Here is a 12,027-nt window from a genome sequence, read left to right as displayed (position 1 = left end):
AACGTATTCGCTGCGCTCATAGTCGTTAATACTTTGCACGATATTCACCTTGCGCAAATTGAACGTATTCGCTTCGCTCATTGTCGTTACATTTTGCACGTTATTCACCTTACGCAAATTGAACGTATGCGCTTCTCTCTTTTGCACCGCTTTCTTTGTCTGCAAACTGATGGTGAGATTGCGAAGCTTACAAAGTCTGCTTAACTGTAATGTAGTGAACTGCACAATAGGAATGAATGGTATGGCGCGTATTGAACGAAGTCAGGTAGGAGCATTTTGTTGGTCTGAGTTATGTAGCTCTGATTGGAGCGAAGGTAAATCATTTTATACTCAGTTATTTAATTGGCAGCATGTCGACCAACCAATTGGAGAGGGGGTTTTTTATACTATGCTGCAAAAGCACGGAGATGACGTTGCGGCTATGTATCAAATGATGCCAGAACAAAAAGAAGCGCATGTGCCCAGTCACTGGTTAGGATATATTGCGGTTGAGAATGTTGACGAGATGGCACAGCGTGCAAAAGGTTTAGGTGCGGACATTATTGCGGGGCCCCATGATGTTCCTGAAGCAGGTAGAATGGTTATGCTTCAAGAGCCCGGTGGAGCAAGGTTTGCCTTGTGGCAAGCTGGTGCTCATACTGGTACGCGAAGAGAGCTTGAAGCTGGTGTGCCTTACTGGTACGAATTGGCAAGCCAACAAAGCGCCAAAAGTGAAGCGTTTTATTGTGACCTACTGGGCTGGCAGGCTGATCATCAGGCAATGGAAAATATGGACTATGTGGTTTTTAGCTATAACGGTAAACCAGTTGCGGGGATGTTGGAGATGACTGAAGAATGGCAGGGTGTGCCACCACACTGGATGCTTTATTTTGCAGTACTTGATTGCGATGAGGTTGCCGATAAAGCGAAATCACTGGGAGGAGATGTGTGTGTACCGCCAACAGATATTCCTCAAGTGGGTCGCTTTGCTGTCATAACGGATCCACAGGGCGCTGTATTTTCAGTGATGGCATCCTTTATGGACAAGATTACAGACTAATATTAGTAGCAGCGGTGAGATCAATGATCTCACCATCACAATTAGCAAACTCGCTATTTAGGCGATTGATAAAGCGGGTAAATTCGCCACTATTCACTTTATCTTTAATGATATCGTTTAGTTTTGGTAAGAGTGCTTGGTGCTTTTTGTGAATATAGTGGCGGATAAGCACACCCTGAAAAGGTAAAATACGCATGTAAATTTTACTCAGCCCAGAATCGCAAAGCGAGCCCATACTAAAATGGTCTGTTGCCAGTAATTGATCACTGTGATTGCGCGTCAAAGCTTGGAAAGCTGATACATTATTGTGGACGGGGTGGCAATCGAGTTTGGTGCGCTCACAAAATTGTGTCGTCATTAAGCTGCCTTCGATGATAATAATACCGTGCTCACCATTGAGGTGGCACAATTCGGGCTTCAAGCAAAACACCGCGAGACGCACGGTTGCCAGAGGTGTAGGGATGGGAAGCAGCTGTTCAAATGTGGTCATCGCATTTTCTACACGACCAGCCTCAGCATCGAAACGTCCACTGTTGACCCATTCAAGGCCTCGTTGAGTGGGTAGATAATGAAATGTCGGAGTGATGTTAAGAGGCCGGTATATCTCAGTAAAAATTTTTTCTATTTGTGCTTTTCCAAGGTGGAAAGACATGCCTTCACTGACATTTATATTAAATTCCCTAGCGCTCGGTTGACTACATAAACACAACAGCATCAATGCAAAGAAGGGTTTCACAATGCGTTTTCCAAAATGCAAACCTTTCGTTTAAGACTAGCAGAAGTCTTCATTTCTATCAGAGCTCAGTGAGAAAATTCACTTGAATCTGAACAAGCACGCCCCAACTATTTACATCATCAATAGCCAAATAAATGAGAAAAAAATGACCAAACATGTTGTTATCACAGGTGCAAACAGAGGTATCGGTTTAGAGTTTTGCCGTCAATATGCCGAGCTGGGCTATCAGGTGACCGCTGTGGTGAGAAACAGTTCTGAAGAGCTTGACGAACTGGGTATCACTGTTATCGAAAATATTGATGTCAGTGTTGAGCAAGATGTGGCCAGCCTATCGGCGCAATTACAAGGTCAGGCAATTGATATATTGATTAACAATGCGGGGATATTCAGTAACGAAAGTCTTGAACATATGGATTTCGCTCAACTTGAGGCACAGTTAGCGGTTAATGCTGTGGCACCTATCCGAGTGACGCATGCACTTCAGTCCCAATTGAGTAAAGGGGCTAAAGTGGCAATGATCACCAGTCGAATGGGATCAATTACAGACAATAGCTCAGGCGCGTACATTGGTTATCGTATGTCTAAAGCTGCACTTAATGCAGCTGGTGTGAGTTTAGCCCATGAACTTAAACCTAAAGGCGTGGCGGTTGCCTTATTACACCCAGGTTTTGTACAAACCCAAATGGTGAACTTCGCTGGTGATATTTCTGCGCAAGAATCTGCTAATCGCTTAATTGCCCGCATAGACGAACTTACGCTCAGTAATTCTGGAAACTTTTGGCATTCAAACGGCGAAGAGTTACCTTGGTAAGAGCGTGATGTTCTGAGCTGGGCTGATAGAATCAGCCCAAATACAGTTGTTTGGGGCTGGTTCAGCGAACTATGCTACAATTGCAAAAAAATAAGCCCAGAGAACTGTATGGAACTTCAAGAGAATACCCCCCTAACACTGCCCCTTTTTCAATTAAATGAACAGTTAGAAGCGCGTGATATCGAGTCTCCCGATATGCAACTTTCGGTTAATTTGACCGCAGATTTGCTGGCAAATTTATGTCAAAATCCGGCACTAGATCAGAATATGAGTATCCCTTTGGAAGCTTATGAACTCACAGATATTGAAGCGAATGTTGCGACAATGCTCAGTGAAGGACATCAGGCTCAGCTTATCCTGAATCACGGCCCTGTGTTGAGCGCGGTATTGAGTCCACTTGGTGAAGATGTGCTTTTTGTTTCCCCTCCCGTTGATATGATGCCGACTTTTGATCTCGGTTTAGATGATGACGATGATGGTGAAGAAGAGCATAAAGTCTAAGGGGATTTAGTCATGTTGCAAAAGCGCCAGATTTGGTTGGTAGCTGCGTTAATTGTACTCAGTGGCTGTGCTGTTCTTGGGGTAAGTCATTATGATGATTTGTTTGGACCGGAACAGCCTCGTCAACGCTTAGTCGAATATCGCCAAGGTGGCGCGCAATACTTGCAGCAAGTAAAGCCTATTCTGGATAACCGCTGCGTGGTGTGTCATGGGTGCTATGATGCCCCGTGCCAACTGAAATTGAGCTCGCCTCAAGGCATTGATAGAGGGCTGAGTAAAACCTTAGTGTATGACGGCACGCGAATTCTGGCTCAGCCTCCCACACGGTTGCTATTTGATGCAACAACGACTAGTCAGTGGCGTGACAAGGGTTTCACACCCGTGCTGAATGAGCGAGTTCAAACAGCTTATGCCAATTTACAAGGCAGTGTGATGTACCACAGTTTATTGCTCAAGCAGCGTACGCCATTTCCTCAGCAAACCGTTTTGAATGATGCGTTTGACTTTTCCCTTGATAGACAGCAAACCTGCCCAACAATGGATGAATATGGGCAGTATGCTCAGGATAACCCCCATGCTGGTATGCCTTATGGCTTGCCTGCACTGACAAGCCATGAGTATGGGCAATTGCAAGCATGGATGGAACAAGGCGCTCCAATGAGCGAAGTGGCTGCACCATCAAAGGCGGTTGCACAGCAGGTGACAAAGTGGGAGCAGTTTCTCAATCAGTCTGGTAACAAACACCAATTGGCTGCTCGCTATATTTATGAGCACTGGTACTTGGCTAATATCTATTTTGCACAGCACAGTCACACTGACTTCTTTAAGCTAGTCAGGTCTAAAACACCACCCGGTGAGCCAATTGAGCTGATCGCGACGGTTCGCCCGTTTGATGATCCAAAAGTAGATAGGGTGTATTATCGATTACTGCACGAGCGCAGTACCATTTTGTCTAAAACGCATTTGCCGTTAGCATTAGATGATAAAAAGTTGGCCCGCCTATACACGCAGTTTATTGGCCTTGATTACACGGTCTCCGAGTTACCAGACTACGCGCCAAAACTGGCTGCAAACCCGTTTAAGACATTTGCGGATATTCCAGTAAAGTCCCGTTATCAGTTTATGTTGGATGAAGCTGAGTTGATAGTAAAGGGCTTTATCAAGGGGCCTGTATGTCGCGGACAAATTGCATTGAATGTGATCAACGACCATTTTTGGGTGGCATTTGTTGATCCAGAGAAAAATGCTTCGCCAGCTGTTGAGGCTTTATTGATGCAGCATGACGATGATCTACTTCTACCAGCCGCTGAGCAAAGTAATGTGTTGCCGTTGTCTAGCTGGGCTAAATATGCAAAACATCAAAGTGATTACCTAGAAGCTAAAAACCGGTTATCTGAGCAAATCTTCAATCAGAATGGAAAGATTGATTTAGCACTAATATGGCAAGGTGATGGTCACAATCCCAACGCAGCACTGACCATATTTCGCCACTTTAACAGTGCCACAGTTGTGAAAGGGTTTGTTGGCCAACAGCCAAAAACAGCGTGGGTTTTAGATTACGCATTGTTCGAGCGTATTCATTATTTATTGGTGGCAGGCTTTGATGTATATGGCAATATTGGTCACCAGCTGATCACACGTCTGTATATGGACTTTTTGCGACTTGAAGGGGAGCAAAATTTTCTTAATCTGCTTCCGCGCAGCCATCGTCAACAAATAAAGCAGCACTGGTATCGCAAATCACATTTGAGCTTGAGTGAGTTTATCAATCGTAAAAGCTTGCTCGGCGCGCCTAGTCATATTAATTACCAAAGTGATGACCCTCAGCGAGAGCTCTATGAAAAACTCGCCGAATACCTCGCCCCTGTCATGCATAGAGAGTACGACTATTTGTCTGTGCCTCCGGTCTTGCGTGTGTTAAATAACTTGCCCAATACTGCGGTGGCGACTCTGCCTCAAGTGTCATTTATACTTGCGAATGATGAGCTGGGTGAGTTAAAAGGCTACACCTTATTGCGCCACAACGCGCATTTTAATATTTCGTCATTATTGAATGAGGAAGGCCAGCGCGCTTATGCGGAAGACTACGTCACTGTTTTACCTGGTTTTGTTGGTGATTATCCAGAAGCCATTTGGTATTTGCCAAACGAAGCGCATGCCAACGCCTTTACCAGCGGCCTAATGGAGGTGTCTAGTGAAGCAAGTTATCAGGCATTAAAAGCGCAGTTTGGGATAAGACGCACACATCCGCAGTTTTGGCAATACAGTGATTTACTACACCAAATTGCAAAACAGACACGCGGTGTTGAGTTTGGGTTATTTGACTATAACCGACTAGAAAACCGTTAAAAAGTTAGACGGTGATAGATACCTCATCTGTCACCGTTTGGCATTTTAAAGTGCACTGGCTGCTTTTGCCGCAGCGAGTAATACTTGCTCATCCAATCGTACTTTATAATTTGGGTTGGCGTACTGGAATTGAATTAACCCTTTTTTATCGATAACAAATACTGCCGGTACAGGTAGTGCGACTCTGTCTTTTCCGCTGAGATCCACAAAATTTACACCCAATTTATTGCGATAGGCTGTTGCTGTTTTGTCATCTAAATAATAAGCCAAACCCAAAGCTTGTGAATAGGCCAGTTGGTCGTCAGACAGTAGCATGTAATTTGGTGACTCAATGGTACTTTTAGCCAGTTCTTTTGGCGAGTCTGGAGAAATTGCAACAATCTGTACATCGAGTTTAGCCAATTGAGACTCAATTTTTTGAATGCCATTAAGTTGGCGAACACAATATGGACACCATCCCCCACGGTACACGACCACTAAGGTGGTTTTGTTTTTATATAATTGCGCCAATTCTACTGGCTTACCTTGGCTGTTTTTAAGTATCAATTTAGGGGCATCAAGGCCAGGCAATAAAGGCGCGACTGTATCTGGGGAGTTAGTGATATTGGTAGCAGTCGCAGCTGATACACTCGGGAGCATAACTAGAAGCAAAATAAAGAGTAGTATTTGCATAAAATTCCTCTGTCTAAATGTTTGGTCAGTGATATTAGACAGGCAAAGTGACGAAAGACTTTCGCTCGGGTATGATATTGTTTTTATCCTTGTAATTTTATCACGTCAAAGAGAGCGAATATGTCTGCAAATATCACAAAGCTAGTGGTGATGCTGGAAATGCAAAATGCGATGAATACCAAAGTGCATGAGCAATGGTTCAGTCAGGGTTTTGAATGGTATCGAGCGATATGGGTTGAGTGCGCAGAAATGCTTGACCACTATGGTTGGAAGTGGTGGAAAAAGCAAACGCCGGATACCGAGCAAGTGATCTTGGAGTTGGTCGATATTTTTCACTTTGGGCTATCTTTGAGAATCGATGGCGAAACATCATTCGAAGCGCTGGCAACGCAGCTTGACCAAGAATTGGCTGCGCCTACACAAGCAGACGATTTTAAACAAACACTTGAGCAGTTAGCGGCGAGTGCTGTGGCAGAAAAATCTTTTAACGCAGCCGCATTTTCAGGATGTATGGCACAAATCGGCATGAGCCTTGACGATTTATACCGTGGTTATGTCGGTAAGAACACCTTGAATTTTTTCCGTCAAGATCATGGTTATAAAGATGGCACTTATATCAAAGAGTGGGACGGCAAAGAAGACAATGAACACCTAGTTGAGATTGTAAAAAGTCTGGATACAGAGCATCCAGACTTTGCTAAGCAAGTTTATAGCGGCCTAACAGCCCGTTACCCTGCTTAGGCTACTTGATTGGCAGCAATGTGCGGTAGTCACTGATCGCCAAATAGTCAGTGATCTCTCTAGGAGGTTGCTGGCTGTCTGGATTATTAATTGCCAATAGGTGGCCTATTCCGTACTTTTTGGCAGCAGCCAACACACTCAGGCTATCATCAACAAATAAAGTACGTGTTTTATCAAACCCAATATCAGCTTGTACTTGATGCCAAAGCGATTGGCTTTCTTTACTGACACCATACTCATGGGTTGAAATGACTTTATCTAAATACCCATCGAACTGAGTACCACTAAGTTGCGTGCGTTCTATCTTGAGGCTTAAGCTGTCGGGGTGTGCGTTAGTTAGCAGAACTAATTCTTTATCGGCGTCCTTGAGTGCTTGTAAAAACGCGGGCACGTCTTCTCTGACAGAAATTAGATGCTGCACTTCTCGTTTTAGCTCCATAATGGGGAGCTGAAGCTGTTCCTGCCAGTAATCGAGACAATACCACTCTATTTGTCCCATCACGGCTTCATATCTGGCAAGTATATCTGCGCGAGCCTGTTCAAGGCTCAGGCCCTGTCTCTGAGCGTGGGCTCTGGGAATGAGCTCTAACCAAAAATGGTTGTCGAAGTGTAAATCTAACAATGTGCCGTCCATATCCAACAGAACGGTATCGATTTTAGACCAATTTAACATAGGCTTTTAACTGCAAAGGCTTTATGATTAGGTTACCAACATCATAGCAAATAAAAGTTTATGTCACAGAAAAAGCACCCATGTCCGCCAGAAATATTGTCATCTGACGTTGTTGCATCAAGTAAGCTGTTTACAGTTGAAGCTTTGTCATTGCAATTTTCAAACGGAGAGCGAAGGCAATATGAGCGTGTGAAAGGGGGTGGGCGTGGCGCTGTGATGATTGTGCCAATAACTGCTGAAAATGAACTATTATTAGTCAGAGAGTACTGTGCGGGCACACATGACTATCAATTGGGGTTTCCAAAAGGGTTGATTGATCCTGGTGAAACACCGATTGAAGCGGGAAACAGAGAGTTAAAAGAAGAAGTCGGTTTTGGGGCTAACGAATTTGTGAATTTGAAAACCGTATCATTAGCGCCAAGTTATTTTAAAGCGCAAATGCATATTCTATTTGCAAAAGATCTATACCCTGAGCGCTTGATAGGCGATGAGCCAGAACCTCTTGTTGTTGTAAAGTGGCCTTTGAATGATTGGCAATCATTACTTGAGCAAAGTGACTTTACTGAAGCGCGTAGTGTTGCGGCATTGTTGTTATTACAGCAGCATTTATTAAAGGAGGTTTAAATTGCAAACCTACTTAGAGCCTTGTATCGAATTGGCGCAGTTGGCAGGTAAAGCCATTATGGCAATTTATCAACAAGATGATATTGGCCAACAAGAAAAATCAGATCATACACCGGTCACTGCGGCGGATTTAGCTGCTAATGAAGTATTGCTTAATGGTTTACAGACGTTAGCACCAGAGATCCCGGTGATGTCCGAAGAAACTCCGATCCCCCCTCTTGAGCAGCGACAAAGCTGGCAGCGCTACTGGCTGTTGGATCCTATGGATGGTACCGGAGAGTTTATTTTAGAAAGCGGTGATTTTGCCGTTAATATTGCACTAATTGAAGATAATCAACCTGTCTTAGGAGTGATCCATTGGCCTGCCAAAAACGTCACCTATTTTGCAACTAAAGGCGGCGGTGCATTCAAACGTGACAAGCAGCAAGATGAACAGATCTTTGTATCACCGCCAGATACTTTGACACTTGCGGTGAGCCGAAGACAAAAAATCGAAGCGGTGAGCCAATATTTGAATAGTCAATTCGACACCATTGCGCTTGGTTCCTGTTCTCTTAAGGCGTGTATTATCGCAGAAGGGAAAGCCGATTGCTTTTTACGAGTTGGACCTACCGGTGAATGGGATACTGGCGCGTCGCAGGTAATTGTAGAAGAGGCAGGTGGTTGCATTACCGATGCACAATTTAATCCACTCACTTATAACCAGCGTGAAACAACTGAAAACCCAGACTTTATTGTTATGGGCCATCCAGATTGGCAATTTCAAAAGTTGATAAGCCCTCATCAGAGGTAATTTTACCCGAACAGAAGGCGTATTTTGTTGATAAAATACGCCTGCAATAAATCTACTTAGGCCTCTAAAAGTAGGGTTATCTCTAAAAATAAGTGTTATTGATGTATTTTTGTTCGTTTAAACAATTATTTTATGTCAAATCCTTGCAATAAAAATAAATTTAGATATTATAGCGACCTCTTTAAGGAAGAGCTGAAAAGCACACTTCTTAAAGCGCATCTTAATTAGATGCATGCGCGGGATGGAGCAGCCTGGTAGCTCGTCGGGCTCATAACCCGAAGGTCGTCGGTTCAAATCCGGCTCCCGCAACCAACTTCTTAGTTAAGAGAGAAGTAAAACAAACTTAACAATACAGGCGCGGGATGGAGCAGCCTGGTAGCTCGTCGGGCTCATAACCCGAAGGTCGTCGGTTCAAATCCGGCTCCCGCAACCAATTCCTGTATTTAAGCTTTTCAAATACTATTCTTCCCTTTATTGAAATTTTCTGACTTTTCACTCAGCTTGCCATTTTCATCTTTTTTATACGTAATTTACAGCTTATTTGTCCCATTGTTAGCTGAGTTCATGCTCTGTGGGTTTTTAGGGCAAAATAGCTCTAAGTAATGTGTTTGCAGCTAACGGCGACAAGACGAACGATCACCAAGACAACTGTGCGCCATCTAATCTTGGTGCATACCTTATTAGCAGTTCTTGCACTTGCAACATTTGGGGAGTGTTTAGACTCTAACACTTTTTAGTGAGTCAGTATTTTAAGCTTCTTTGTTTCAACCTTAAGTTTCATTAAATTCTCCTTTTTAATAATTGATTAGTCGAAGTTACACGTTAAGTGTCAACTAAAACAGTTAATATAGTGCATTTTTTAAAATCAACTTTATTTTATATTTTCTGTTTTTATGAGGTTTTTAATTTGGTTTTATAAAATGGTGTCTATTTTAACGCCTTGGGTTTTATCGGTTCAATGGGGTTATATTGAGTCGTTAATTTTAGTTATATAGCTATGGGTTTATTGGACTTAAAATAAATTAATAACTACATGTATTAAATAGCGCGAACCTAAAAAGGCTCGCGCTCACCTAGCATTACAGTTAGCAGCGGCAAGAAAAGCCACCGATACAACTGGCTTCTTTAGATGCATGGCAGCATAAAGAAAGGTTGGTTGCACAGCTATTTGTTACATTGCAGCCATAGCCTTCTTGAGACACACCGCCACCTGCTACCTGTGGGGTTTGTTCATTCATAATGCCTTTGTCACTAGATAGAGACTTGAGTTTCTTTTTTTGTATTTTTAGTTTCATTTTAATTTCCTTTTATACTTGAGATGTTTTTGCATGAATTGAAAGTTGATTAGATTTCACTAGCATGCATATTTAATATAGGCCAAATATAAAATTAAAAAAACACTCCGAACTTGAACAATGAAAAGTTTAATATCGAACCTATGCTGCTTTAGGAAAAAACTAAGTTGGCATACCATTTTGCTTAACCTAAAAAGAGGCGTATTGAAGCTCAGCTGTAAAGGATGCTGTTGGCTGTCATGCAATGAGTAATATATCAGAGGCCTCTACGCTTATTTGTTCTCACTGAATGATATAGTTAATTTACACTTCTAAAATAAAAGGTACACGCGCCTTACGTGTAGTGTGAGCTTTACTGCTAAAGTAACGAACTCTGTGTAATGAAAAGACATCATCATTCACACTATATTTGACCTAGGTGGCGTATGATGGGGAGTTCATCTGTGTGTTCTCAGCTATACGCTGTTACAGGGTTAAGGCGTTAACTTAGTGAAAAGAATTCAGGTAGACCGAGTAGCCTACCTGATTTAAGTTAAAATTTCGCAGCGAATACTTCAGCTTGTTTCCAGACTCTCAGCGTATTACCACCGAGGATCAGTTTAATGTCGTTATCGCTGTAGCCGCGATCCAAAAGGCCTTGTACAAGATTTGGGTAGGTAGACACGTCTTTTAATCCGACAGGGAGAGAGTCACCCACACCATCGTAATCAGAACCAATACCTACGTGTTCAATACCAATCAACTTGACTACGTGGTCAATATGGTCCAATACCTGATCTAAAGAGGCAAAAGGGTAAGGGTTACGCGCGAGAAATGCTGCGCGGAAGTCGGTTTTAGTCGCGCCACGACTGGTCGCTTCTTGCTCTTCTTTAGTGCGTTTATCAGACCATGTTCGCGATGCGGAAGTGACAAAGCTAGAGCCAAAGTTTATTTGGATCACACCGCCATTTTTTTTCAGAGCCAATAACATCTCGTCATCCATATTGCGCTCAAACCCTGGCGTATACTTTCTGAGCGACGAATGTGAGGCGATCACAGGAACTTTTGAGACTTCCATGACTTGATAAAAGGCTTTATCTGAAATGTGTGAAACATCGATCAGCATACCAATCTTATTCATCTCGACGACGAGCTTTTTACCAAATGGACTTAACCCTTTCCATTTGCGGCGCAGATCATACGAAGAGTCAGAAATGTGGTTGCTTTGCGAATGAGCCAAGGTGATATAGCGTACGCCGCGGTCAAAAAAGTGCTGTAGATTTTTTAGATCCCCTTCAATGGGAGAGCCGTTTTCCATACCCATGGCAATCGACATCAACCCTTTATCGAATTGTGCCTCGATGTCTTTGGTATTATGTGCAATAGCAAACTTGTGTGGTGCGCGATGTACCAGCGCTTCCATACCGTCAATAAGCTGGTTTGCTAACTGGTAGCTTTTGCCCTTGCCTTCAAACTCTAAACTAGCAGGTATATAAATTGACATAAAAGGCGCGTTAAGCCCGCCCTGCATTGCACGAGGGTAGTCGAAATCGCCCCCTTGTGTTGCTTTAGAAACATCATCCCATTTCATATTGATGCGATAGGGGACGTCGATGTGGGTATCAATAAGTAAGTTTTCTTGAGCCAAACGAATGGCACGGTCGGATGCGGTGTATTCTTTTGCCTGGGCAGAGGAGATGGCCAGTGTCAGAACACAAAGAGCTGAGCTTAACTTCATGTTTGCGCCTTTATTATGATTGTGAAGTTTGATTGTAACAACTAATTATAAAGGCTCAACATGTGGTGCTACATTA

General features: G+C 43.1%; 12 protein-coding genes and 2 tRNA genes. 9 read left to right on the top strand and 5 right to left on the bottom strand.

What is annotated here, in order from left to right:
- Positions 1-241 precede the first annotated feature (241 nt).
- Positions 242-1,039, top strand: a complete 798-nt coding sequence (locus tag MHN81_RS26030) for a VOC family protein (RefSeq protein WP_239427154.1) — start codon at positions 242-244, stop codon at positions 1,037-1,039.
- Here the strand turns inward: MHN81_RS26030 and MHN81_RS26025 are convergent.
- Entirely contained in the window at positions 1,029-1,775 is a 747-nt protein-coding gene (locus MHN81_RS26025; protein WP_023401316.1) for a hypothetical protein, read from the bottom strand. The genes MHN81_RS26030 and MHN81_RS26025 overlap by 11 nt on opposite strands.
- Before the next feature lie 145 nt (positions 1,776-1,920).
- Between MHN81_RS26025 and MHN81_RS26020 the strand changes: the two genes are divergently transcribed.
- From MHN81_RS26020 to MHN81_RS26010, 3 genes are all read left to right on the top strand, one after another.
- Entirely contained in the window at positions 1,921-2,586 is a 666-nt protein-coding gene (locus MHN81_RS26020; RefSeq protein ID WP_023401315.1) for an SDR family oxidoreductase, read from the top strand.
- Positions 2,587-2,694: 108 nt separating this feature from the next.
- The gene (locus MHN81_RS26015; RefSeq protein WP_023401314.1) at positions 2,695-3,087 is read left to right on the top strand and encodes a hypothetical protein; all 393 of its coding nucleotides are present in this window, start codon (positions 2,695-2,697) and stop codon (positions 3,085-3,087) included.
- Between the two features lie 12 nt (positions 3,088-3,099).
- Positions 3,100-5,436 carry a fatty acid cis/trans isomerase gene (locus MHN81_RS26010; RefSeq protein ID WP_023401313.1) on the top strand — a complete coding sequence of 779 codons (2,337 nt, stop codon included), beginning with the start codon at positions 3,100-3,102 and terminating at the stop codon, positions 5,434-5,436.
- Positions 5,437-5,481: 45 nt separating this feature from the next.
- On the opposite strand, the gene MHN81_RS26005 is transcribed toward MHN81_RS26010, so the two are convergent.
- Positions 5,482-6,108, bottom strand: a complete 627-nt coding sequence (locus MHN81_RS26005; protein ID WP_023401312.1) for a peroxiredoxin-like family protein — start codon at positions 6,106-6,108, stop codon at positions 5,482-5,484.
- A 120-nt stretch (positions 6,109-6,228) separates the two neighbouring features.
- Between MHN81_RS26005 and MHN81_RS26000 the strand changes: the two genes are divergently transcribed.
- On the top strand, positions 6,229-6,849 hold the full coding sequence (locus MHN81_RS26000) for a dUTP diphosphatase (protein ID WP_239427153.1): 621 nt from the start codon (positions 6,229-6,231) through the stop codon (positions 6,847-6,849).
- Between the two features lies 1 nt (position 6,850).
- On the opposite strand, the gene yrfG is transcribed toward MHN81_RS26000, so the two are convergent.
- Positions 6,851-7,522: a GMP/IMP nucleotidase gene (gene yrfG / locus MHN81_RS25995; RefSeq protein ID WP_023401310.1), complete on the bottom strand. Its 672-nt coding sequence runs from the start codon at positions 7,520-7,522 to the stop codon at positions 6,851-6,853.
- 60 nt (positions 7,523-7,582) lie between these two features.
- On the opposite strand from yrfG, the gene nudE reads away from it, so the two are divergent.
- The 4 genes from nudE (at position 7,583) to MHN81_RS25975 (ending at position 9,372) form a co-directional block, all read left to right on the top strand.
- A complete protein-coding gene (nudE, locus tag MHN81_RS25990) occupies positions 7,583-8,146 on the top strand; it encodes an ADP compounds hydrolase NudE (RefSeq protein ID WP_023401309.1) in 564 nt (187 codons plus the stop codon).
- Position 8,147: 1 nt separating this feature from the next.
- Complete coding sequence (gene cysQ / locus MHN81_RS25985; RefSeq protein ID WP_023401308.1) at positions 8,148-8,939, top strand: 3'(2'),5'-bisphosphate nucleotidase CysQ; 792 nt, start codon at positions 8,148-8,150, stop codon at positions 8,937-8,939.
- A 235-nt stretch (positions 8,940-9,174) separates the two neighbouring features.
- A tRNA-Met gene (locus tag MHN81_RS25980) sits at positions 9,175-9,251 on the top strand.
- A 44-nt stretch (positions 9,252-9,295) separates the two neighbouring features.
- Positions 9,296-9,372: transfer RNA gene (locus tag MHN81_RS25975), tRNA-Met, on the top strand.
- A gap of 652 nt (positions 9,373-10,024) precedes the next feature.
- Here the strand turns inward: MHN81_RS25975 and MHN81_RS25970 are convergent.
- Positions 10,025-10,234, bottom strand: coding sequence for a hypothetical protein (locus tag MHN81_RS25970; protein ID WP_023401307.1), 210 nt, complete (start codon positions 10,232-10,234; stop codon positions 10,025-10,027).
- Positions 10,235-10,766: 532 nt separating this feature from the next.
- A complete protein-coding gene (locus MHN81_RS25965; protein WP_023401306.1) occupies positions 10,767-11,951 on the bottom strand; it encodes a dipeptidase in 1,185 nt (394 codons plus the stop codon).
- Between the last annotated feature and the right edge of the window lie 76 nt (positions 11,952-12,027).

Origin of the sequence: Pseudoalteromonas sp. Of7M-16, from assembly GCF_022347805.1 — a bacterium.
Taxonomy (GTDB): domain Bacteria; phylum Pseudomonadota; class Gammaproteobacteria; order Enterobacterales; family Alteromonadaceae; genus Pseudoalteromonas; species Pseudoalteromonas luteoviolacea_F.
Note: the sequence above shows the minus strand (reverse complement) of the source record. Positions and strands in the feature narration are given on the sequence as shown.